This window comes from Nocardiopsis camelliae (assembly GCF_028993595.1).
Lineage (GTDB): Bacteria > Actinomycetota > Actinomycetes > Streptosporangiales > Streptosporangiaceae > Nocardiopsis > Nocardiopsis dassonvillei.
In genome coordinates this window covers 1502797-1526601 of sequence record NZ_CP118614.1, presented here as the reverse complement: position 1 = coordinate 1526601, position 23805 = coordinate 1502797, and the positions used below count along the sequence as shown (strand labels likewise).

The 23805-nt window shown below is 73.3% G+C and carries 17 protein-coding genes; 8 read left to right on the top strand and 9 right to left on the bottom strand.

All coding sequences use genetic code 11. From position 1 onward, the window contains the following. Positions 1 to 87: 87 nt before the first annotated feature. The 5 genes from PV789_RS06890 to PV789_RS06870 all read right to left on the bottom strand — a co-directional run bounded on the left by PV789_RS06890 (position 88) and on the right by PV789_RS06870 (position 7073). Entirely contained in the window at positions 88 to 2115 is a 2028-nt protein-coding gene (locus PV789_RS06890; protein ID WP_274976640.1) for an alpha-amylase family protein, read from the bottom strand. Next, a complete protein-coding gene (locus PV789_RS06885; RefSeq protein ID WP_274976639.1) occupies positions 2112 to 4229 on the bottom strand; it encodes an alpha-amylase family protein in 2118 nt (705 codons plus the stop codon). Before PV789_RS06885 ends, PV789_RS06890 begins: the two co-directional genes overlap by 4 nt. A gap of 156 nt (positions 4230 to 4385) precedes the next feature. Beyond that, positions 4386 to 5381: a 2-hydroxy-3-oxopropionate reductase gene (locus tag PV789_RS06880; protein WP_302475387.1), complete on the bottom strand. Its 996-nt coding sequence runs from the start codon at positions 5379 to 5381 to the stop codon at positions 4386 to 4388. Then, on the bottom strand, positions 5378 to 6205 hold the full coding sequence (locus tag PV789_RS06875; protein ID WP_274976637.1) for a hydroxypyruvate isomerase family protein: 828 nt from the start codon (positions 6203 to 6205) through the stop codon (positions 5378 to 5380). Before PV789_RS06875 ends, PV789_RS06880 begins: the two co-directional genes overlap by 4 nt. A 106-nt stretch (positions 6206 to 6311) precedes the next feature. Further along, positions 6312 to 7073: a FadR/GntR family transcriptional regulator gene (locus PV789_RS06870; RefSeq protein WP_274976636.1), complete on the bottom strand. Its 762-nt coding sequence runs from the start codon at positions 7071 to 7073 to the stop codon at positions 6312 to 6314. Between the two features lie 80 nt (positions 7074 to 7153). On the opposite strand from PV789_RS06870, the gene PV789_RS06865 reads away from it, so the two are divergent. After that, a complete protein-coding gene (locus tag PV789_RS06865; RefSeq protein WP_274976635.1) occupies positions 7154 to 8110 on the top strand; it encodes a D-2-hydroxyacid dehydrogenase in 957 nt (318 codons plus the stop codon). 117 nt (positions 8111 to 8227) lie between these two features. Here PV789_RS06865 and PV789_RS06860 read toward each other — a convergent pair whose 3' ends face one another. Both PV789_RS06860 and PV789_RS06855 read right to left on the bottom strand, forming a co-directional pair. Further along, the gene (locus PV789_RS06860; RefSeq protein ID WP_274976634.1) at positions 8228 to 8497 is read right to left on the bottom strand and encodes a hypothetical protein; all 270 of its coding nucleotides are present in this window, start codon (positions 8495 to 8497) and stop codon (positions 8228 to 8230) included. Between the two features lie 87 nt (positions 8498 to 8584). Further along, positions 8585 to 9424: a hypothetical protein gene (locus tag PV789_RS06855; protein WP_274976633.1), complete on the bottom strand. Its 840-nt coding sequence runs from the start codon at positions 9422 to 9424 to the stop codon at positions 8585 to 8587. A gap of 474 nt (positions 9425 to 9898) precedes the next feature. On the opposite strand from PV789_RS06855, the gene PV789_RS06850 reads away from it, so the two are divergent. Beyond that, entirely contained in the window at positions 9899 to 13129 is a 3231-nt protein-coding gene (locus PV789_RS06850) for a tetratricopeptide repeat protein (protein ID WP_274976632.1), read from the top strand. A gap of 351 nt (positions 13130 to 13480) precedes the next feature. On the opposite strand, the gene PV789_RS06845 is transcribed toward PV789_RS06850, so the two are convergent. Beyond that, the gene (locus PV789_RS06845; protein WP_274976631.1) at positions 13481 to 14218 is read right to left on the bottom strand and encodes an SDR family oxidoreductase; all 738 of its coding nucleotides are present in this window, start codon (positions 14216 to 14218) and stop codon (positions 13481 to 13483) included. Between the two features lie 112 nt (positions 14219 to 14330). Between PV789_RS06845 and PV789_RS06840 the strand changes: the two genes are divergently transcribed. Both PV789_RS06840 and PV789_RS06835 read left to right on the top strand, forming a co-directional pair. After that, entirely contained in the window at positions 14331 to 15086 is a 756-nt protein-coding gene (locus PV789_RS06840) for a TetR/AcrR family transcriptional regulator (RefSeq protein WP_274976630.1), read from the top strand. Positions 15087 to 15433: 347 nt separating this feature from the next. Continuing rightward, positions 15434 to 16810 (top strand): choice-of-anchor A family protein, encoded by a 1377-nt coding sequence (locus PV789_RS06835; RefSeq protein ID WP_274976629.1) that lies wholly within the window; start codon positions 15434 to 15436, stop codon positions 16808 to 16810. A 159-nt stretch (positions 16811 to 16969) separates the two neighbouring features. Here the strand turns inward: PV789_RS06835 and PV789_RS06830 are convergent, their stop codons facing one another. Then, positions 16970 to 18109, bottom strand: coding sequence for a hypothetical protein (locus PV789_RS06830; protein WP_274976628.1), 1140 nt, complete (start codon positions 18107 to 18109; stop codon positions 16970 to 16972). Positions 18110 to 18629: 520 nt separating this feature from the next. Here PV789_RS06830 and PV789_RS06825 point away from each other — a divergent pair. From PV789_RS06825 to PV789_RS06810, 4 genes are all read left to right on the top strand, one after another. Then, on the top strand, positions 18630 to 19394 hold the full coding sequence (locus PV789_RS06825; protein ID WP_274976627.1) for an acyltransferase family protein: 765 nt from the start codon (positions 18630 to 18632) through the stop codon (positions 19392 to 19394). Beyond that, the gene (locus PV789_RS29805) at positions 19372 to 20658 is read left to right on the top strand and encodes an acyltransferase family protein (RefSeq protein ID WP_368045832.1); all 1287 of its coding nucleotides are present in this window, start codon (positions 19372 to 19374) and stop codon (positions 20656 to 20658) included. Before PV789_RS06825 ends, PV789_RS29805 begins: the two co-directional genes overlap by 23 nt. Positions 20659 to 20910: 252 nt before the next feature. Then, positions 20911 to 22038, top strand: coding sequence for a hypothetical protein (locus PV789_RS06815; protein ID WP_274976626.1), 1128 nt, complete (start codon positions 20911 to 20913; stop codon positions 22036 to 22038). Between the two features lie 267 nt (positions 22039 to 22305). Next, on the top strand, positions 22306 to 23319 hold the full coding sequence (locus PV789_RS06810) for a hypothetical protein (RefSeq protein WP_274976625.1): 1014 nt from the start codon (positions 22306 to 22308) through the stop codon (positions 23317 to 23319). The last annotated feature ends 486 nt before the right edge of the window (positions 23320 to 23805 follow it).

The following is a 23805-nucleotide window of genomic DNA, read 5'->3' as shown; positions in this document are numbered from 1 at the left end:
TCACCCCAGTGAGTGTGCAGCTTCACAGGACATGTTTCCGGTGCTGATTTGGTAAGTCAATAACTCATGAATACTTGTTTTACAAAGTTACCGGGCGTTGACGGGACGCTCCGTGACCAGGACCTCGAAGAGGTCGACGCGGGGCAGCGCGACGCCCTCGCCGCCCTCTTCCGCGACCGTCAGGTCCGTGTCGGCGCGCAGGGCGCGGGCGGGCTGGCCCGTCCACCACGGCACCCGCAGGCGGCGCCCGTCGACCGGCAGCGGGGTGCGGAACCCCTGGGGCACGGCGCCGGAGTGGTTGACCAGGTGGACCACTCCCCCGGCCGCGGAGACGCCCAAGACCACCTCGACCTGCTCGGGCAGGTCGGTGTCGACCTCCACCGGGCCATTGGCCGCGCGCAGCGCGGTCTCGACGAACACGTCGCGGTGCCCGCTCAGGCCCAGCTGGTGGTAGGCCCTGCCCGGCGTCCAGGGCAGCACGGCCACCCGGCCGCGCCCGTGGGCGCGCCAGAGCGCGCCGGGGTGGTCGAGGAGGAGGTGGCCGTGGCACTTCTCGGGCGGGCCGTAGGGGGCCCGGGACAGCACCGGGAGGTCGGTGTCGGCGTCCGCGACGGGCTCGACCACGTGGAAGGCGCCCACCACGGGCAGGTCTCCCCCGCGTCGCGCGCCGTCCCGGCCGGGGCGGCGCAGGTGCAGCGAGCGCACGGACTCGACCGTGTCCCGGACCGCCGTCCGGCGCAGCACCGGTGAGCCCTCGATCAGGGAGGCGTCGCCGTCGAACCCGCTCGTGCCGGTGGCGAGCACGCCGCCGCCGGCCTCGGCGTAGCGCCCCAGGGCGTCCACCGTCTCCTGGTCCAGCGGCCCCAGGTCGGGCAGGACGACCAGCCCGTAGTCCCCCAGTCGGCCCTGGCGGTCGACGTCGCGGACCCGGGGCTCGGGCAGGACGTCGAAGGGGATGTGGCGTTCGAGGAGTGACGAGTACAGTCCCCGGAACTCGTGGACGGCCTCATCGAACCGGGCGGGGGCGAGCTTGAGCGGGTCCGGCCGGACGAGGAGGACCCGGGCCGCGGACACCAGCTCCCGGTAGAAGCGCTCGTGGTCGCGGTGGAACCGGGTCAGCTCACCGGCCGTGTCCAGGCACTCGTAGGTGACGTCGTCCGGTGTCCCCATGATGTACGTGGAGGGGTTGGCCCCCCGGGAGAAGGCCTGGACCAGGTACTGGGCGAAGTGGTGGGGCTCCTCGCCCGCCAGGCGGTAGGGCATGTCGACGAAGCCCACGGCGTTGGTGAGCACGGGTACCCCGGGCCGGTACGTCCGGGCCGCGCTGACGTGCTCGGCGGTCCGGTGGTGCCACAGGGTCCGCCCGACCGCGTTGTTGGCCTCGTGGAAGACGATGTCGGCGCGGTCGCCGAGGATGAGCGGCGCCTCCGGGCGGCGCGCGCTGACGTGGTCGCGCACGCGGGAGGTCAGGTCGTCGAGCACCGCCTCGGTGAAGCGCTTCCACACCCGGTAGGTGGGGGAGGCGGGCCCGGTGGGCATCTCGACTCCGGGCGCGAAGGCCGCGAACGCCCGCTGGCAGGGCAGGCAGTGGCACGTCCCCCGGTGGACACCGCTGTAGTCGACCTCGTTGAAGGACATCCAGTTGAAGAAGAACCCGTCGACGGGGTAGCGGTCCAGGACCTCGTCGACCACCTCCAGGAGGCGGTGCTGGTAGTAGTCCCCGCTGGGGCACACGCTGGTCAGGCCGTTGTAGACCTGCTGTGTGCCGTCGGCCCCCGTGAAGCACCACTCCGGGTGGCGCTCGGCCCGGCGGTGGTCGATCTTGGAGAAGTCCATCCTGGCCAGGACCCGTACGCCCCGCTCGCGTGCCGCCGCCACCGCGTCGCCCACGAGGTCGCCCGAGGGCCGCCGGTCCAGGGCGGGGTTGCGGGTCTGGAACTCCAGCTCCGTGGGGTAGTTGGACACGATGCCGCCGACGCTGAGGAGCCAGGCGCGCGCACCGAAGCCCTCCAGGTAGTCCAGGACCCGTTCGGCGTCGAGGGGTGCGTCGATCTCCCTGAGGTTGGTCTGGAACATCTGGAAGGGCCGGTGCCACCACAGGTCGTGCGCGCTCATGCCCGCTCACCCCGGATCCACGTGAAGCGGACGGCCTCCAGCAGGTCCGCGGAGTCCACGGTCACCTCGGCGCGCCCCGCGCGCACGCGCACCGGGACGTCGGACCCGGCGACCAGGAGGCGTGCGTCGGCGCCCACCGCGCCCTCCGGCAGGGCGACCGAGACCTTCTGCGCGGGCAGCGGGATGATCTCGCGCATGGGCCCCTTGAGTGCCATGGGGTTGGTGAGGTTGACGATCACCACGGCGACCGACTCCGGGTCCTCCCAGAGCGCGAGGTCGACCAGACCGCGTCCGCGGACCCGGACCCGTTCCGGACCCCCGAGGGCCCAGCGGACGGCGTTGGCGACGAGCGTCCCGTGGTCGGGTTGGAGCGCCTCCCAGAACAGCGAGCCGAGGTTGAAGGCGACGTAGACCGAGCGCCCGCCTGCGGGCAGCTCCCGGGTGACCAGGGCGGGGCTCGCGGGCTGCTCCCGCGGGTAGACCTCCTCCATCGGCAGGTCGGGGTAGTCGGGCACGAAGCGCAGGGGCACGCCGGTCCCCGGGCGGGCGGTCACGCCGATGAGTTCGGTGCCGCCGATGATGCGCTCCGCTCCCCCGAATCCGTCCGTGGTGGGGTGCTCTCCGGTGAGCGCGACGTAGTTGTTCTTGACGGGTCCCCGCACCGGCATGCTCAGGTCCACGCCGAACACGTCGGCGAGTCCGAAGTTGGCCCGCGGGGTGCCGTACTCGTCGTCCAGGGAGGAGCGGTGGGCGGCCACGACGCTTCCCCCCGACTCGGTGAAGGCCCGGATCGCGCTGCACTGGTCCTGGCTCAGCCGCTCGGCGTCGGGCAGGACGAGCACCCTGAACCGGCCCAGCTCGCTCTCTGACAGGTTCTGCTCGGCGACGAGCTCGAAGGGGATGCGGGCCTCGACCAGGGCGTGGTAGAAGCCGTCCTCGTGCGAGCGCCCCCTCTCGGGGCCGCCCGTCTCCAGGAGCGCCACGTCCGCCGTGATGCGGCGGCCCGCGAGTTCGGGCTCCAGGCGCTCGTGGAGCGCGAAGGCCTCGGCGACGGGGCGCACCCACCGCCGGTCGGGCACCATGCCGTTGAACTTGGTGAACCACGGGAAGGCGCCCTGCGCGAAGCCGTCGACGATCCACATGGTGGTCTCGGCCCCGGGCGAGACCGAGTCCTTCCAGCGGTGCTGGTGGTGCTCGGGACCGATGGAGGTGATGAGTCCGACCGGCCTGTCCCGGAAGACCGCCCGGCTGCGCTTGCCGTTGCGCCCGGCCGACCAGGGCGCCTCCACCCCGGAACGGCCCTGCTTGTCGATGAGGAAGAACGGGAAGTGCCGGGCCAGCATGTCGCGGTCGAGGTCGCGCGCGGCGATGCTGCCCAGGTTGGGGATGAAGCGGGCGTGCGGGCGGATGTCGCGGACCGCCTGGTCCCACAGGCTCACCAGGTCGCTCAGCTTGCGCCTGCGCCACACCACGTAGGCGCGCCAGGCAGGGTCGGAGGTGTCCCCCTCCCGGCGCGGCAGGTCGAACCCCGTCTCGTCGCGGAAGCTGCGCAGCGCCGCCTCGCTGTAGGAGATGCCGTGGCCCTGCCAGCGGTTGGCGAAGACGGCGTCCACGTCGTAGCGGGTGACGATCTCGCGGGCGACCTCGGTGATGAAGTCGCGGTTGTACGGGCCGAACGGGCAGGTCAGCCAGATGCCGGGGTAGCCCCAGTGCTCCACCGGGCTGCCGTCGGCGGTACGTGCCAGCCACTCGGGGTGGGCGCTCGCGGCGTCGGCGTGGACGGCGTGGGGGTCCACCCTGGCCATGACGTGCATGTCCAGGCCGCGCGCACCCTCGACCAGGGCGCCGAAGGGGTCGGTGTCGCCGAGGTGGACGCTGCGGTGGTGGTGGGGGACGTCGGTCGGGTAGAAGGCGACGTACCCGCCCGCGCTGATGCAGGCCGCGTTGGACCTGGTCTCACGCATGACCTGGATCCAGAAGTCGGGGTCGAAGCGTCCGGGGTCGTTCTCGGTCAGCGTCAGCTGCGTCCAGCGCGTCGCGCCCAGATGCCAGTCGGCTTCGCGCGGCGCGCCGGCCGCGCTCTCGGGCCCGCTCTCCGTCACACCCTGTGCCATGTGGCTGGTCCTCTCGTCGGCTCGGCCGCCGCGGCCGCGGCTCGGCTCGCGCGCCGGTGGCGCGCCGCGACGGAGGCAGGACAGTATAGGCACATTGTCAGTCAAGATTTCAAGACTGACAATGTGCCTGCGAATGTGCCTACGAGGGACCCCTGATCAGTCCCGCGCGTCCGCGTCACGCCCCGACAGCCGCTCCACCTGCAACAGCAGCGCCGAGTGGTCGAGGGCACCGTGGCCCTGGGCGCGCAGCGATCCCATCAGGGTGGCCGTAAGCGCTCCCAGGGGCAGGGCCACCCCGGCCTCGCGGGCGGCGGCCGTCACGATCCCGAGGTCCTTGTGGTGCAGGTCCACCCTGAACCCCGGGTCGAACTCGCGCGCGAGCATGGACGCGGCCTTGCGGTCGAGCACCGTGCTGCCGGCCAGCCCACCGGAGAGCACGCGTACGGCGCTGTCGCGGTCGACGCCGTGGGCCTGGAGGAAGACCAGCGCCTCGGAGACGAGCTCGATCGTCCCGGCGACGATCAGCTGGTTGGCGGCCTTGACGGTCTGCCCGGCTCCGGCCGGACCGACGTGGACCACCGTCGTGCCGAGCGCGTCCAGCACCGGCTTGGCGAGGGCGAAGGCCCGCTCCTCGCCTCCGACCATGATCGAGAGCTTGGCCTCGACCGCCCCCTGCTCGCCCCCGCTCACGGGCGCGTCCAGGACCGCGACCCCCGCGGCCTCCCCGGCCCCGGCCACGGCGCGGGCCGTGTCGGGGCGGATCGTGCTCATGTCGATGAGCAGCGCACCGCGCCGCATGTGCTCCAGGGCGCCGCCCCCGCCCAGGACCACGGACTCCACGTCCGGGGAGTCGGGCAGCATCGTGATGACGGCGTCGGCCCCGCCCACCGCGTCGGCCACCGAGGAGGCGGCGCGGCCCCCCGCGCTCACCAGCGGCTCCGTCTTCGCGGCGCTGCGGTTGTACCCCACCACGTCGAACCCGGCACGGACGAGGTTGGTGGCCATGGGGGCGCCCATGACGCCCAGGCCGATGAAGGCGATCGTTCGCACACTCACTGCGGACTCCTTGGTCGATTCGTTGTCGGTCCGGCGGGCCGGACGGCCCGCCGGGGTGTGCTCTGCGGGCCGCGACGGCCGTCGCGGCCGGGTCACGCCGCCGCGCCGGGCAGGCCCGGCAGGTCCGACGAGCGCGTCCAGCCGAAGGGGTCGGGTCCCTCGCCCGCGTGCTCCAGCGCGGTCCAGCCGTCGTACCCGCCCCCGGCCAGGTCCCCCACCCAGTCGCGCAGCGGGAGGCCGCCCGTTCCGGGGGCGCCCCGGCCGGGCGCGTCCGCCACCTGGACGTGGCCGACGCGCCCCCGGTGCCGGGCGAGGGCGGCCGGGACGTCGTCGCCGTTGACGGCCAGGTGGTACACGTCGAACAGCAGGCCGAGGTTGTCCGCGCCCGTCTCGCGCTCGACCCGCTCGATCACGGCCACGGCGTCGTCCGCCGTGAGCAGCGGGTAGGACGAAGCGCCGCTGACCGGCTCGATCAGCACCGTGCCGCCGATCTCGGCCAGGGTGCCCGCGACCTCGCCCAGGGCGCGCACGGCCGCGGCGTCCTGCTCGGCGTCGGACACGTCCGCGCGGCGGTTGCCGTACAGGGCGTTGAAGGACCGGCAGCCCAGCGCCTCCGCGATCCGGCGGACCACCGCGGCGTTGGCCCGCAGCTCCTCGGCGCGGTCCGGCCAGGAGACCACGCCCCTGTCGCCGCCCGGCATATCACCGGCGAAGAGGTTGAGCCCGACCAGGCGCAGGCCCGAGGCGCGGACCGTGTCGACGAAGGACTCGACCTCGGCCTCGGCGGGAACGGGCTCCGCGAAGGGCCACCAGAACTCCACCGCCTCGAACCCGGCCTCCCGGACCGCCGCCAGTTTCTCCTCGGGCGGCCGGTCCTTCATCATGATCGAACAGTTCACGGCGTAGCGGGGTGTGCCCACGGTTCTCTCCTTCACCACGGTGGGAAACCGGACGGACCTCTGACAATTGGTCCGACCATCTGACCGATGGTGAAGCTAAACGGGTACCGCGTCCCGTGTCAACGGGTCAGCGGCCCGGCCCGTCCGCCCGGTCACGCCCGGAGCCCAGCTCGGTCAGCAGTCCCGTCTCGATCTCGCTCATGTGGACGGCCATCAGCTGACGCGCCCGGCGGTGGTCGCGCCGCTCGATGGCGCCGAGGACCTGCCGGTGGTGTTCGAGGTAGTGCCGGGCCTGGTCCCGCCGACCGCGGGAGCGGCCCTTGAGCTCGCTCCACATGGGTTCGCGCATGAGGTCGACCAGGGTCCGCTCCAGGGCGAAGAGCACGCTGTTGTGCGAGGCCGCCGCCACCGCCAGGTGGAAGTCGGCGTCCACCGCCGAGGGGTCCGCGCCCTCTTCGAGCACGCGCTCCTGCTTGAGCACCAGGTCTTCGAGTACCCGCAGGTCGTTGGAGGTCCTCGCGGTGGCCGCGTGCTCGGCGCACACGGGTTCGAGGGCGGCCCTGGCCACGATCAGGTCGAGCGGGCTGTGCTCTCCGGCGACCGCGGCCCGGGCCCGGAGGGCGTTCTCCTCCGACCCCCCGTCGCCGACCACGTAGGTCCCGCTGCCCACGCGGACGTCGAGCACCCCGGCGTGCTCCAGGACCCGGATCGCCTCGCGGACCGAGCCGCGGCCGACCTCGAACCTCTCGGCCAGCACGCGCTCCGCGGGCAGCGGCGTCCCGGGCGGGAAGGTCCCCGAACGCACCCCGGCGAGGATCTGGTCGACCACCGAGGAGTAGACCTTGGCGTGCTCGACGGCGCGGAAGACGGAACGGCCCTCCTGTGGCATCCGGCACACACCTTCCCTATACTCACCTGACCGGTCGGACCAATACGGGCCACAAATTACCAGAGCGTACGAAGGACGTGATGTTCGTGCCCGAGCGCGGACGAGTACTCGTGAGCGGGCGCTTCGAGCCCGACGAGAGGGAGCGCATCCGCGCGGCCGCCGCGGGCGCCCCGGTGGAGTTCGTGGACGGGCTCGGCGACCGCACCGACCTCCTGGGGACGGCGACCGTCATCGCCGGAACCCTCAGCGGCGATCAACTGGCCCTCGCTCCCGCGGTGCGCTGGGTGCACAGCTGGGCGGCGGGGGTGAACAACGACCTCGCGGCCGGGCTGGACGCGCACCCCGCGGTCCTGACCTCCTCCGCGGGCAACGGCGCGGTCCCGCTGGCCGAGCACGCCATGATGCTCATGCTGATGCTGAACAGGGACGCCCCCCGGTGGGCCAGGGCCCAGTCCGAGCACCGTTGGGAGCGCTTCCAGCACGGTGAGCTCAACGGCCTCACCTGCGGGATCATCGGCCTGGGGAACTGCGGGCTCGACCTGGCGGCCAAGGCACGGGCCTTCCACATGCGGGTGGTGGGGGTGCGGCGCCGCACCGACCTCCCCTCCCCCGGCGTCGACGCCGTCCACCCTCCCGAGGACCTGCACCGCATGCTGGCCGAGTCCGACTTCGTGGTGGTCACGGCCCCGGACACGCCCGCCACCGAGCACCTCCTCGGCGAGGCGGAGCTGAGGGCGATGAAGGACACGGCGTACGTCATCGTGGTCTCACGCGGCGGGATCGTGGCCGACGGGGCACTGCTGCGGGCGCTCACCGAGGGGTGGATCGCCGGAGCCGGGCTCGACGCCCACGGCCGGGAGCCGCTGCCGCCGGACAGCCCCTTCTGGGACCTGCCCAACGTCATCGTCACCCCGCACAACGGGGCGACGACCGCCGCGACGCGGCGCCGGGGCGTGGACGTCTTCGTCGAGAACCTGGAGCGCCACGCGCAGGGCCGACCGCTGGTGAACGTGGTCGACAAGTCCGCCGGGTACTGATCCGGTCGGCGCACCGGTCCCGGCTCGCACCCGCACGGGCACAGCGACACGGATACACCGGCACGGGCACACCGGACTCCCGGGTTCCCGGCCTCCCGCGGCGGTCCCGCGAGGCGTTCACTCCCGCTCGGCGTCCGGGTCCGGCGGCGCCTCCTCGGGCAGGCTGAGGCGGCTCGCGAGCCGGTAGTCGACGCGGATGTCGGTGTACACCACCCCGGAGCGGACGCCGTGGGGAAGCCCCGAGCGTTCGCTGCCGGAGGTGCCCTCACGGCCCGGTTCCCCCCAAGTCCGGGACGTGACCTCCGGCACCTCGCCGAAGGTCAGTTCGTCCGCGGCCACGGAGGCGCTGATCTCCACGTCGTACTCGGGCCCGGTCCGATCCTCCACGGCCCCCACCTCCCGTTCTCCGGACGGTGCGCTCCGGGCCGCCCGGGGCGCGGCGGCCCCGGCCCGGGGTCTCCCGCCGTCCTACTTCTACGCCGCGCCGTCGGGGTCCTCCCCGACGTCCCCGACGTCCGCCACATCCCCGACGTCCTCCACCGCTTTCCCAGCGCCCCGGCCGACGCCCCGCGCGGCTTCCCCGGCGCCCCGGCCCACGCCCTCCACCGCGTTCCCGGCTCCGCGGGCCACACCCTCCACGGCGCTCCCGGTGCCCCGGCCCACGTCCTGCACCGCGCCGCCCGCGCCCCTGCCCAGGGCTCCCACGGCCTGCCCCGCACCGCCCGCCACCTGGTCGAGCGAGGACTCCACCCCCCGGGTCACGTGCTCCAGGATCTGCGGATTGGTGTCGATGGTCTGCAGGACCCGCGTGATGATCTCCCGGACGTTGTCGAGCTGGACCTTGAGCAGGGCCTGGGCCTCGACCCCCTTGAGGGTGAGGCTGACGCGTCCGAGTTCGACGTCCGCGCCCACCTTGAGCTTGAGCAGGTCCAGCACCTCGGCCTGGAGGGAGACGGAGGCCCGCAGGTTCTCGACCTCCAACTGGATCTCGTCGACCTTCACCACCGGGACGTCGAGGAGCACGTCCGGGTCCTCGGCAGCGGGGGCGCGGACCGGGCGCTCGGCCGCGGGGAGGCGGCCGGTGCGCTCGACGCCCGGCTCGGGGACCCGGGGCTCAGCGGCCTCGGGCTCGGTGGCTTCGGGCCCGACGGCCTCGGGCTCGGGAGCCTTGGGCGCGGCCGCCGACCGCTTGGCCCGCGCGGGCCCCGCCACCGCCTCCCGCTCGGTGGGCGCGACGTCGCCCCGGGCCTTCCCGCCCCCGCCCTTGGTGGGCCTGCCCGTACTTCCTCCGCTGTCCTGAGTACTCCGTTTCACCTTCCGCACACCCTTCCGAAGGGTCCGGCCACGCCCCGAGGCCCCTGCTTCCCGGCGACGGCCCGCGCTGTCGGCCGTGTCGCGAAGACTCCGATCGCCTGTCCTATTTATTGCCTTTTGAGAGTTATGGGTGCATGTTCGCCCCATGTACCCCCGGCCACCGCCCCGAAACGGTTTTCCCTGCTCAGAGCACTTCGGAGCCGCCCCACGCGGATGCCCGCCCCGCTGGCGGAACCGGCCACGGACACGGACCGGGCGCGCACGTTCCTTCCGGAGCGGTTCCCGGGCGCGACGGCGACGGGTGCACCGCGCATGGCGGTACGGCAACGGGCGGGTGAACGCGAGCGGGGACCGCCCGTACCCGTCTGGACACCGGACTCCGGACACCGCGAGGATCGGTCTGCTACCGGGCGGTAGAACCCGCGGGCCCGGCACACACGGACATCCGGCGTCTTCGGGAAGGGCAGGGAGAGCGTGGACGAGGGTTCCCGCAAGGAGGTCGCCACCGCGCCCTCACGCAGGCGGCGCCCGATCCAGAGCGGGCTGGCCACGGGGCTGGTGATCCTCGTCGGCCTGGGCACGGCGCTCCAGGGGCTTCCGGACCTCCTGCCGGAGAACGGCGGCCTGATGGTCGTGGTGCTCGCCCTCCTGGGCATGGGGGTGGCCGCCTCCGCGCAGGCGCTGCTCGACCGGCTCGACCGGTCCCAGCGGCCGGAGGAGAAACCCGCGCTGCGCCGACGGCTGCCTCCGCCGGTGGACCACTTCACCGGCCACACGGCCCTCATGGCCGAACTGCTGGACGAGTTCGCCCGCTTCCCCCGCCGGGGCGCGCGCCGCCTGGTCAGCCGACCCGCATGGAGGGCCGGAAGGCGCGACTCCCGGGGCCCGCTGGCCATCGCGATCACCGGCGAGGGCGGCACCGGCAAGAGCCAGCTCGCCGCGCAGGTCGTCGACAGGGTGGCCGACCGCTTCCCCGACGGCAAGCTGGAGTTCGAGCTCTACGGCGGCGCGGCGCACGAGGCCTCGCCCGAGACGCGCTCCTCGGCGCTCGGCCGCTCCGTTCCGGGCCACCGCTCCCGCAAGGGCGGGTCCGAGGGCCCCGACCCGATCGCCCCGGCGCGCCGCGAACCCCGTCGGCCCGAGGACGTCCTCACCCAGATGATCACCGTGGTCGGGGGCCGCCCGCCCGACGGGGCCTCCCTGGATGAGCTGTGCGTGCTGTGGCGGACCGCGACCGAGCAGCGCAGACTGCTGGTCGTCCTGGACAACGCCAAGGACTACGCCCAGGTGGAACCGCTGCTGCCCGGCGGCCGGGGGTGCGCGGTGCTGGTCACCAGCCGCAACGACTTCCCCGACGCGGCGCAGCCCATGCTGCGCAGGCACCTGGACCCCCTTCCGCACGAGGAGGGCATGGAGCTGCTCGACCGGCTGGTGCGCGACTCGCCCCGCCCCCTGTCGGAGGCCGACCGCGCCGCGCTGCCCGGCCTCGTCTCCGCGTGCCACGGGTTCCCGCTGGCGCTCTGCCTGGTGAGCACGCAGGTCACCCAGGAGCGAGGACCGGGCGCCGCCGACCTGTTGCGCCACATGAGCGACCCGGCCCTGCGGCTGACCGTGCCCGGGCCGCAGGCCATCGCCCAGTCCCTCGCATTCAGCCTCCAGCAGTGCGAGCCGCGGGAGCGGCTGCTGCTGAGCCGTCTGGCCGGGGCCGGTCTGACCACCTTCACCGCGTGGGCGGCCGCCGCCCTGCTGGACGTCTCCGAGGACGAGGCCAAGCCGCTGCTGCTGCGGATGAGCCACCGGTACCTGGTGACGTACCTGTACGAGGCGGGAGGGTTCGACCGGTTCCAGTTGCACGACCACGTCCGCGAGACCCTGCTGACGGCGGGCCCCCGGATCCTGGGCGTGCCGGAGGAGGAGCTGCCGGACTGGTCGCGGGAGGAGCTGGGGCTCGCGGTGGAACGGCTGCTGCGCGCCTTCGACCGGATCGCGGAGGCGGCCGCGAGCCGGGCCGCGCCGCACGAGTGGAGCTTCGGCGCGTCCCTGCCCGGCGGCGACGCCGCGCGGCACGGCGGTGGGAGACCGGTTCCGGCCGGGCCCCGGGGCCCGGCCGACCCCATGGCGTGGCTGGAGACCGAACTGCGGGGCTTCGAGGTCTGCTTCCACTGGACTCAGCCGCGTGCGACCGCTGAGGACGACCCGCCGCGCGGACGGGCCACCGAGCGGAAGCGGCAGCGCGAGCGGGCCATCGGGTACGGGTGGCGGCTGCGCCGGGCCTTCGCCGTGCTGTGCCGGACCGGGCGCACGCAGTGGGAGGCGGTGCGCGAGGCCACCCAGCAGGCGACCGCGCTGGCTCTGGAGATGGGCGAACCGCTCGCCTACGGGGTCGCTCTGCTCGACCGCGCCGAGGTGGCCAGCGGCCACGGCGACCACGACACCGGCTACGAGCGCGCCCTGACCGCGCTCTACATCCTGGAGCAGCTGGTTCCGGCCGCCGATCCGCGCTGGAAGGCGCGGGCGCACCGGGCGGTCGGGGTGAACCTGTACCGCCGGGGCGACCTGGACGACGGCCGGGCCGAGATCGAGGAGGCCGTGCGGATCTTCTCCGAGCACGGCGACCGCTGGTGGCAGGTGCGCGCCCTGTGCAACCTGGCCGAGGTGGACCGCTTCCAGGGCTACCAGGAGCGGGCCTACGAGGCGCTCACCCGCGCGCAGGACCTGCTCGTGGGCTCCCAGGACTCCCAGGAGCAGTGGGCCAGGGTCCGGTTGCAGAAGGGGGAGGTGCTGCGGCTGCGCGGTTTCACGCTCAACGCCTGGTTCCTGCTGGAGGACGAGAGGGAACGGCTCTCACGGGCGCCGAACGGGGACTGGTACCACGCCCGCTACCTGCGTTCGCTGGGCCGGCTGCCGACCAACGAGCTCAACCGGGAGGCCTGGGAGTGCGAGCTGCTGCTCAGCCCCGCGCAGGAGCGCGACCGCCGCCGCCTGACCGCGCGCGACCCCGGGTGGCCGGGCAGGCAGCGGGCCAGGGTGGCCGGTCTTTTCGCCGACGGGGGGATGGAGTACGCCGAACGCTGCGCCGAGGTGCGCCCCGCGCGCGGACTGCTGCGCCGACGGGAGAGGCTGCGCGACACCTGGCAGGTCGCGGACCAGATCGCCCGGCTGCGCGACGCCGAACGGGCCTTCGTCGAGATCGGTGACGACTGGGGGCGCTGGCGCACGTGCCTGGTCCTGGGACAGGCCCGGATGGCCGCGGACCGGGAGCGGGGCAAGGAGGAGATGCTGCGGGCCGCCGAGGGCTTCCGGGAACTGGGGGACAAGTGGTGGCACGCCCGCGCGCACCGCATGGCGGCGGAGTCACTGCAGCAGGCCGAGCGGCTGTCCGAGGCCGAGGAGCTGGCCAGGGTCGCGGTGGACGGCTACCGGGGCCTCCAGCACCGTTCGGGGCAACTGCGGGCGATGAAGCTGCTGGCCGGGATCATGACCCGCCGCAACCTCCTGGAGGCCCGGCGCACGCTCAACGAGGCCGAGGGGCTCGCGCAACAGGGCGTCCGGCTCGGGACGGTGCCGGTGTCGCTGCTCCGGGAGATCCGGGACATGCTGCGCGTCATCGAGCACGGTTCGGGCTCGGCCCCCGGGACCGACCCGGTACGCCGGTCCGGGGGTCCGGCCGGGGGTGCGGGGTCGCGGACCGCGGAGCCGGGGTAGGACACGGGCGGCCGGGGCGCGGGGACCAGCCAGGGCCCGGACGGCCGGGACCGATGCGTCGCGTGTGCCGGGGAAGGCGCCTCCGCCGTACCGGCGCCCGGTCGGGCACCGGCCCGAGCGCCGGGCCGGGGCCGGTGTGGAAGGCGCGGGGACCGCGGGGAGCGCGCGAGCGCGTCAGCCGGTGAACAACAGGATGAGCTGGCCGGAGCAGACCAGGACGAAGGCCGTAGCCCTTCTCCGTGTCTGCGGCCATGGGGTCTGTTCCGTTCCGTCGTCGCGTGCTCGCCACGGACAGGGCGGCCTGTCCTCACCGGGGTCAACGCCGCGCCCCGCTCCCCCGGTTCGTCGGGCTCAGACCATGCCGCCGTTGGCGTAGAGGGTCTGGCCGTTGACCCAGCGGCCGGTTCCGGCGAGGAAGGAGACCACCTCGGCGATGTCCTCGGGGGCGCCGAGGCGTCCGAAGGGGTTCAGCCCGGCCAGCCGCTCCACCTGCTCCTCGCTCTTGTCCGCCAGGAACAGGTCCGTGGCGGTGGGCCCGGGGGCGACGGCGTTCACCGTCACGTCCCGGCCCCGCAGTTCCTTGGCCAGCACCGGGCTGATCGCGTCCACGGCGCCCTTGGAGGCGGCGTAGGCCGCGTAGGTCGGCAGGGCGAGCCTGCCGACCGAGGTGGAGAGGTTGATGATGGCCCCGCCCCGGCGCACCCTCCTGGCCGCCTGCTGGTTGACGACGAAGGTGCCCCGGATGTTGGTCCGGTGCATGCGGTCCAGGTCGGCCAGATCGAGGTCGGCCACGGTGTCCAGGACCATGATCCCGGCGGAGTTGACGACGACGTCCACGCCGCCGAACCGCTCCTCGACCGCGTCGAAGGCCGTGCGCACGGCGTCCTCGTCGGCGACGTCGGCCCGGAGGGCGACGGCGCTGCCGCCCGCGTCGGTGACCGCGGCGACGGCGGCCTCCGCCGCGGCGGTGTCGCCCGCGTACACGATCGCGACGTCCTGGCCGTCGGCGGCGAGCCGCTCGGCCACCGCCCGTCCGATGCCGCGCGACCCGCCGGTCACCAGCGCCGCACGCCGTTCGGTACCGCTCATGATCGTCCTCCCGTCGGGGCGGCCTCGCGCCCACGGTTGATAACGCTGATAACGCTAGTACTTAATCGACGATAACATAACAGTGCTATCGCCATACCGTTATCATCGATACATGGCTTCTCGTAGCGACAACCGGCAGAAGGTCATCGAGGCCGCGGCGGACCTTCTCAGGAACCACGGGCGTACCGCGGTCACCACGCGAGCTGTCAGCACGGCGGCCGAGGTGCAGCCGCCGACGATCTACCGCCTGTTCGGTGACATGAACGGTCTGCTCAACGCCGTGGCCGCAGACGGTTTCGCCCGCTACCTGGCGCGCAAGACGGCACAGCCGGCCTCGTCCGACCCGGTGGAGGACCTGCGCGCCGGCTGGAACCTGCACGTCGGTTTCGGTGTGGAGAACCCGGCCCACTACCTGCTGATGTACGGCGACCCCGCTCCGGGCGGGAACGGCGAGACCACCCGGGAGGCCCGGCGCGTACTGCTCACGCTGGTGCACCGGGTCGCGGAGGCCGGACGGCTCGTCGTCGGCGTCGAACAGGCGGCGGACATGGTGCACGCCGCGGGCATGGGCGTCACCCTCAGCCTGATCAGGCCGGACTCCGACCGGCCCGAGCCGTCGCTGTCCGCCAGGACGCGCGAGGCGGTCATCGCGGCGATCACGTCCGCCCCCGGCACCGGTCCCGAAGGCGGCGGGGCGGCCGGTACCGCTCCCGGAGCCGACCGGGACCGCGAACCCGCGCGGCGGGCGATCGCCCTGCGCTCGGTCCTGGACCGGTCGCGGGCGGAGTTCAGCCACGGCGAGCGCGTCCTGCTGGGCGAACTCCTCACCCGCCTGGCCGACGCGGAACCGGGGTCCGGCGACCTCTGACCCGCCCGGCCCCCTCGGCCGACGGCGGCGGCACCGCGCAGGACACGGAAGCGGAACAACGGCGACGGCATGGCAACCGGAGGCACGTGTCGCGCGTGGAAGGGAAGGACACCGCGCGAGCCATGCCCGGGAGCGCTCCCAACACGTTCCGTGATCACGGTCCGTGTCTCCGGCTCCCGACATGGGGCGGAGGGCACGACGGGTCCGCGGCCGGGACGGCCCCCGTCGTCCCCGTCGGACGCACCCCGGAGGAACGCTCCCCGTCCTCCCGCGCCCCGCCCGTCCGCCCCCTTCGCACCAGTCCGCATTCCCCAACAGTACGAAGACTCCGGAACGGAACATCCGAGATGCCGAGAAGTCCCCAGACCCCCTCACTGCTCCTGAGAGGGGCCTGCGCCTCCACCTCCGCCCTCCTGGCCTTCGGCCTGCTGCCCGCCGCCCCCGCGGTGGCCGAGACCGCCGTCAACCCCGTGTCCGGGAACCAGGGCTTCCTGGTGGTCACCGAAGGTGACGCGGTCCTGGCGGGCAACGAGTCCGAGGGAGCCGTCGCGGTCGGCGGCGACCTCGTGTTCGGCGACTACAACGTCGCCGCCCACACACCCGGTTCGTACACCGCCGAGGGCGACGAGCACCCCGCCGCCCTCCTGGTGAACGGCCGGGTGGACTTCGGCGCCAGCGAGGGCGACCTCAAGGTGCTCCAGAGCGGGTACGTCAAGGTCGGCGCCGCCGAGGACGCCGACATCAGCACGACGGACCACAACGGCGCCCAGGTCAACACCGTGGTCGCCGGTCCCGAGGGCCGCGAGGGCACGCCGAGGATCTCGCTCACCGTCCGACAGCCGCAGGAGTCCGTCACCGGCGCGGCCCTGGACGTCGCGGGCCTGTTCCCCGCCTACCGCGAGCGCTCGGCCGGACTCGCCGCGTGCGAGGGCGGGGTGGTCCCGCTGCGGACCGGTGAGGGCTCCGAGGCCCTGCCTCCCTTCGACCAGGGCGCCAACGTCACCCTGCCGCTGACCCCGGGCGCCCAGAACGTGTGGAACGTCGCCGCCGAGGACCTGGCCGCCCTGGAGGTCATCACCTTCGAGGACAAGCCCGGTCCGGACGCGCCGCTCCTCGTCAACGTCGACACCTCGGGCGTGGACGGGCGGTTCGAGTGGCGGACCCCCAACATGGCCGGGATCGGTCTGGAGGAGGCCCGCTACGTCCTGTTCAACTTCGGGGACGCCACGTCCGTCACCTTCACCCCCGACAGCCGGACCCTGGAGGGCACCGTCTTCGCTCCCGACGCGAAGGTGAGCTGGCTGTCGCCGAGCAACATCGAGGGCAACGTCGTCGCCGCTTCCTTCGAGCACGGGTCCCTGTCCGCGGGCGTCGTCGGCAACGGTGAGCTGCACAACGGCGACTTCTCCGCGGAGCTGACCCCGTGCGGGCCCGGCGGGGGCGAGGCCCCCGAGGAGCCGGGAGAGCCCGAGCCGACCCCCGGCGGTGAGGAGCCCGAGGCCCCCGAGGAGGAGCAGCCGACCGAGGGTCCCGTCACGGAGGAGATACCCGGTGAGGAGCCCTCCGCCTCCCCGTCACCCGAGCAGGCGGCCGGGTCGGACGGCGGTCTGCCCGTGACCGGCGCGAGCCTGTGGGGGCTGGTCGGCGCGGCGGTGGTGGCGATCGGGGCCGGTGTGGCGGCCTTCGTGTTCACCAGGCGCAGGAAGTCCGGATCCTCCTTCTGAGGAGGGTCCGCGCGAGCGGCGGCACGGGACGCACGCCGCTCCGGTGACGGGTGACCGGGGCGGCGGCCGGGGCCTCGGCGGCGGTCGGGACCGGCGCCCGCACCGGCAGCCGGAGCAGCGTACGGGGGCTCCGATCCGGGTGATCGGGGCCCCCGGCGTTCACCGGGGCTCCTCGGTGTCCGGCTCCCGCCCGTCCGGCTCGGGGTACTCCTCGCGGATGCGCAGCGCCAGCTCGGTGAAGCCGCCCCGCTCCAGAACGACCACCTGTTCGTGGACGAACTTCGCGCGCTCCTCGGCGTCCTCGAAGGAGTCGACCAGCCCGCGCAGGATGGCCACCTGCACGTCGCGTTCGGCCGACTCGGGGCCTTCGTCGGCGGGCCACCAGTAGCTCTCGTACCCCTCCTCGTCGACGTCGCTGCCCGGACCCGGGGAGGGGTCGGGCCCGTCGTCACCACCGAGGCCGAGCGGGTCGTCCAGCGGGGCGAGACCGCCGAAGGCGTCCAGGCCCGTGTCCACGGCCGACGGCGGGGGGACCTCCGGGCGCGGGGAAGGCGGGGCGGTCGGCCGCGGGGCGGGCGCCCGGCCGACGCGGGCGGGCGGGAGGTCCTCCAGCTCCTCCTCGGCGTCGCGGACGGCCTCGCGCAGCTCGCGGTCCTTGCGCAGGGCGGCCATGCGGCGCAGCCGTTCGGCGTCCTCCTCCGGCAGGCGCAGGCTCACCTCCTCCGCCCACACCACGACCCCGGCGCCGGTGACCGCCGTCTCCACCGCGAGCCGGGCGGCCAGTTCGTACTCGGCCGTCCCGTGGTCGCCGGGTTCGACGCCGCGGGCCAGCGCGGACGCGCGGGTGACGACCGCCAGGACGGCGGGGGCGACCGGGTTGCGCAGGCTCAGGTCCACGTGGCCCTCCCACCGCCAGTGGACCACGGCGGAGAACACCAGGTCGTAGTCCTGCGCGGCGCTGGGCAGCGCGACCGGGCGGATCCGGGTGCCGCGCGCGCCGCCGCGTTCGCCGAAGGCGCGGAGCGTTCCGTCCGGTCCGCCGTGGACCTGCCCGTAAGAGGGGTCGGCGGTCCCGTCGGCGGCGTTCGGAGCCGCCGCGACGGCCGCGGCGTCACCGAAGTGCACGACGAGGGCACCCAGAACCAGCACGACCGGAATCCACAGCAGGGTCCACAGACCGATCAGGGGGTACAGGGCACAGGGCACGACGACCACGACCGTGGCGGCCGCCACGAGGTGCGCGCGGGTCAGGGGGGTGACGGGGGTGACGGTGTGCCTCCTCTCGCGGCGCGGTCGCACCGGCCGGACCCGTTCGGGAGAACGGGGCTCCGCGGCGCGGCACGGTCCTGGGCGAACCGGCGCGATCCCTTCCGGCGACATCCGACAGTCTGCCCCAGATCCGGAGCGGACGCGTCACGAACGGGCGCACACGCCTTCCGGGCACGTCACATCCGCCGGACGGGCCTCGTGATGCGCACCCCGAACGGCGCTTTCCCACGCGCCCCGAGCGCCCCCTGAGCCCCGCTCTCGTACGCGTCCTCCGGCACACCAGCGGGGCGTTCCGCACCACCGGAAACCGCGGTCCCGCGAGCCCCCGGAGAACCACCGCCCCGCCGACGGTTCCCGAGCCAGCCAGGCGAACACCCGACCAAGGGAACGTGTCCCCCGCACCCCTGTTGGACGAACACCTGCCGCAGTGTCGGCTCCGGGGTCGCCTCGGGTCTTCGAAACGGCACAGAATGCGATCATCCCCCGCGACTCACCCCCGGACACACCCTCGTCCACTCCTCGTCGCCGAGCCCGCTCTCGGAGCCAGCCCATGTTCTCAGCACCCGCCCGGACCGGACGCCGTTTCCGGCCCGAGGTCCAGGGTCTGCGCGCCGTCGCCGTCCTCCTGGTCCTCGTCTACCACCTCAACCCCGCCCTCCTACCGGGCGGTTACGTCGGCGTCGACGTGTTCTTCGTGATCTCCGGCTTCCTCATCACGTCACTGCTGTACCGCGAGGCCACCGAGCACGGCAAGGTGTCGATCGGCGGCTTCTACGTGCGCCGCATCCGGCGCCTCCTGCCCGCCGCGACGACGGTGCTCCTGGTCACCGGCGCGGTCGCGCTCTTCCTGCTGCCCGTCACCCGCCTGGTCGACACCGCCTGGCAGTTGGTGGCGTCGGCCGCCTACGTGGAGAACCTCTACCTGGCCCAGCAGGCGGTGGACTACCTGGCCGCGGACGACCCGCCCAGCCCCGTCCAGCACTTCTGGTCGCTGTCGGTGGAGGAGCAGTTCTACCTGGTGTGGCCGCTCCTGTTCGTGGTGTGGACCCTGGGCCGGGGGGGGGGGGCGCCCCACCGCCGGGACCCTCACCGTCCTGCTGAGCGCGGTGCTGGTGCTGTCCCTGGCCTGCTCGGTGCTGCTGACCTCGCAGGAGGCGGCCTCGGCGTACTTCCTGCCGACGACCCGCGCCTGGGAGCTGGCCGTCGGCGGGCTGCTCGCGATCGGGCTGGCGCACGGCAGCCTGCCCGAGCGCTGGCGCGCGCCCCTGGGCTGGCTCGGCCTGGTCGCCATCGTGGCTTCCGCGGTGGCCTATGACGACGCCACGCCCTTCCCCGGCTGGGCGGCGATCCTGCCGGTCCTGGGCAGCGCGGCGGTGATCGCCGCCGAGGACTCCCCCGTGAGACTGTCGGCCTCCCGGCTGCTGAGCACCGCGCCCGCTCGGTGGATCGGCGACGTGTCCTACTCGCTGTACCTGTGGCACTGGCCGCTGATCGTCTTCGCGCTGGTGCTGCTCGGCCAGGAGAGCCTGGGCGCGGTGGAGGCCCTGGCGGTCGCGGCCGCGTCCGTGCTGCTGGCGTGGGCGACCAAGGTGTGGGTGGAGGACCCGGTGCGCGACCGCGGCCTGGTCCGCCGCGGCCGCTCCGCCCTGGCCGTGGCCACGGCGGGCGTGGTGACGGTGGCCGCGGTGAGCGGCGCGGTGTACGTGCGGGCCGACCAGGAGCGGTCGGTGACCTTCGACCCGGCGGTGCACACCGGTCCCGCCGCCCTCGGGCAGACCGCCGACGCGGGGCCGCTCTACCCCTCCCCCGTCAACGCGGAGGACGACGTGCCCACGCTGTACGACGACGACTGCCAGGCCTCGCACTCCGAGACCGACCCCTCGGACCCGTGCGTGTACGGCCCCGAGGACGCCACCCATGACGTGGCCGTGCTCGGGGACTCGCACAGCGCCCAGTGGGTCACCGCGCTGGAGGGGATGGCCGAGGAGCGCGGCTGGCGGCTGCACCTGTACACCAAGTCCTCGTGCGCCTTCACCGACACCGTGATGAAGGGCCCCGACGGGGGCCCGTACACGGCGTGCGGCGACTGGAACCGCGCGGTGATCGGCGAGCTGGAGGAGCTGCGGCCGGACCTGGTGTTCACCAGCTCCTCCACCGCCAGCGACCCGGCCGAGGAGACCACCCCGGAGGAGGACCTGGTCGTGGTGGCCGAGGGCATGAACCGGCTGTGGGAGGAGGTGGCGCGGGTCAGCGGCGAGATCGTGGCGCTGCGCGACACCCCGCGCGCCCGCCGGGACGTGGTGGAGTGCGTGGCGGCCAACCTGGAGGACCCGTCACCGTGCGAGCGGTCCGAGCGGGACGCGCTCCAGGACGCCGACCCGCAGGAGATCGCGGCCCGCGAGTCCGGGGGCGAGGTGCACTGGGTCGACCTCACCGACCGGTTCTGCGTGGACGGCGGGTGCCCGGCGGTGATCGGCAACGTGATGGTCTACCGCGACTCCGGGCACATCACGAGCACCTACATCGACCTGCTCACCGATGACCTGGCCGCGCGGATGGACGAGGCGCTGGGGGCCTGACGGAGGAGGCCGGGGGGAGGGGGTTGTTAGCTGTTGGATCGAAAGACCACTCCAGCGCACACGAGGGCACAGGAGTGAGCCTCTACTGCTGCCGGAAAGCGGTGTGTGGCTGTGCGCCCCGCCCCTGCGCAAGGTGCGACGAAGAAAACCCGTCCGGCAAGTTCGCTGATTCTCCGGACAAGCGCCCCCGAACCTGGCTACGGTCGTCTCGAACGCAGCGACGAAACCGGCAGGATCGGGAGGTGGGCAGGGATGTCAGGTACCAGTATGCGGCGGTTGCGGGCCCTCGCCGACCCGTTCCTGGCCCCCGCACCGACCGGGGTGAGCGTGCGTGACCGGCTCAAGGGCCTCACACCACGGGACGAGACGGTCCTGCGGGTCGTGGGCGCGCACCTGGGCTCGCTCGCCTCCACGGACTTGGCCGCCCGGTGTCTGGATGGCACCGGCCACGGCAAGGACTCCTGGGCGACCCGCAAACGGGAGCTGACCCCTGAGTCCTCGTCCCGGTGGGCGGGGACGCTCACCAGGGCCTCGAACGAGCAGTGGGCGCTGGCCCGCCGCAGCCAGGCCGCCCACCTGCACCGCCTCCAAACGGGGATCGACACCCTGCGCCACCGGTTGTCCCAACCTCTGGGAACCAAAGGAACCCGGGGTGTGCCGGGCGGGTACGCCTGTCGCCGGGAGTGGCACGCCAAGTCCCGACGCCTGACCGCCCTGGAAAGTCGGCATGCCACGCAGGTGGCGGACTGGGAGGCGGGGCGGGTCCGTGTGGTGCGTGGCGGCAAGCGGTTGCTGAACAGCCGCCACCACCTGGACCAGACCGGACTCACCCAGGCCGGGTGGCGGGCTCGGTGGGAGGCCGCCCGCTTCTTCCTGTCCGCTGATGGCGAGTCCGGCAAACGCTACGGCAACGAGACCATCCGCATCACCCCTGGCGGGCAGGTCAGTATCCGGCTACCCGCTCCGCTGGCGGACCTGGCCAACGCACCCCGTGGCCGGTATGTGCTCTCGGCCCGGGTGACCTTCGCCCACCGGGGTGCGGAGTGGGCCGACCGGGTCGAGGCCGACGGAGCGGTGGCCTACCGCCTCCACCTGGATACCGGGCGGGGCCCTGGTCGGGGCCGGTGGTATGTGAGCGCGTCCTGGACCCCCGCCCCTGTCCCGCAGGTGCCGTGGGAGGCGGCGCTGGCCCGCGGGGTGGTGGGGGTGGACGCCAACGCCGACCACCTGGCCGCCTGGCAGTTGGACACCCACGGCAACCCGATCGGGGACCCGCGACGGTTCACCTTCGACCTGTCCGGCAGCGCCTCCCACCGGGACGCGCAGGTCCGCCATGCCCTGTCCCGGCTGCTGCGCTGGGCCACCACACCACCGGGGTGATGGTGTGGGGCATCGGACCGTCCAGGCCGCACCGGGGAGTTGTGGGCGTGAGGGAAACCGCCCTCCCGTCACGGAGCGTGCACGCGATGCGCGTGGCCGGACGGGGCAGGAACGCGGTGACCCAGCCCATCCAGCACCGTTCGGGATGGGTGCAGTGCCAGCGTGATCCTCTGGGGTCACTTCTGATCACTGTTCAGGAACGGTTAGGCTCGTCGCACCGGGCTTCCCACTCCCTCCACCCGGACGACTCCTCCCCCCTGGAGCCCAGTGGACATCCCCCTCCGTCTGTTCACCGCAGCCCTCCCCGTCCTGCTCTCGGGCGCCCTCGCCCTCGCCCTGATGGGGCGCGCCGACGGCGCGTTCGATGCCGAGTCCTCCCCCTCCCCCTCGCCCTCCCCTGGAGACGGCGAGGGGAACGGTGGTTCGGAGGAGATCGCGGCCTTCGTCCGTCCGGAGGACCCCTACGCCGGCATGGACGCCGAGCTGAGCGAGCGCCTGCACCTGCCGGTGTACGACTACCGGCTCGACGAGTACGAGGGGTACGTCGTGCGCAGGGCCGAGGACACGCTGACCGTGGAGTGCCTGGTGGACCTCGGCTACGAGGCCGAGGTCAACTCCGCGCTGGGGATGGACCCCCTGACCATGCGCGCCTTCGGCCCCCAGCACGAGTACCGCAGGTACGGGAACACGCGCGTCGACATCGCCAGAGAGCACGGTTTCTCCCTTCCCCCCGACGACGTTGCCGACCCCTACCTCCTCGGGGGCGACGCGGGCCTGCGCGAGCAGGCGCACAGCGCGGTCCTCAGCAGCGGAGAGGGTCTCAGGACCCCTTCGGGCGACACGGTGCCCGAAGGCGGGTGCGTAGGCCAGGCGCGTCAGCGGATCGACCCCGACGGCGCACCGGCGCACGAGACCGACGGGGAAGGCAACAGTCCTGACACCCCGGACTCCCACCTCCTCGTGGAGGAGCTTCTGGGCGATTCCTACCTCGTCGCCATGAACGACCCCGCCGTCGCCGAGGCCACCGTGGCCTGGGAGGCGTGCATGGCCGCTGCCGTGGACGGGTTCCACGGAACACCGCTCTCCGGTGAGGGTTCGGACTCCGAGGCCGCGGTTCCCACGCTGGAGTGCACGGACTCCTCCGGCTACCTGGACGCCTTCGTCGCCGCCGAGCGCGCCGTCCTGGAGGGCCTGATCGCCGAGCACGAGGAGGCCCTCACGGCGCGCCGCGACCAGCTGCGGGAGAACCTGGAGACCTCGCTGGACGTCCTCGGCTGGTAGCGGTTCGCCCCGAACGGAGAACACGGGAACCCCGCGAGGACGGGGTCCGGGAAACACGAGGGAACGAAGAGCACGGCGAATCGCGAAGCGGTGCAGGATATCGCGCCATGACGCCTTTCCCCGCACGCGACACCCCTTTTCTCATGAAAAGAGAAAAGGGGTGTTTTTCTTGGCTGATGTCGCATTATGCGCAGTTCAGAACGGTTCTTCAGACACGGAAAAAGCCTGCGGACACGCGCGAACCCAAAAGGCCCGTGTTCTCCCCGTCAACGCACGCATGAGGGGTATGCTCGTGACCCGAAACGGCCGCACAGGGAGAACACGGGAAATCCCCGGCCGTGAAAGGCGGAGCCGATGCAGGGACACGAAGCGACCGGGACCGGCGGGGCGGGAGCGATCACCGCCTCCGGCCCCAGAGGAGCCGCGTGAACTGACCGGCACCGCCTCCGGGGCCCGCCGCCCACCCCCCTCACCGGACCGTACGAC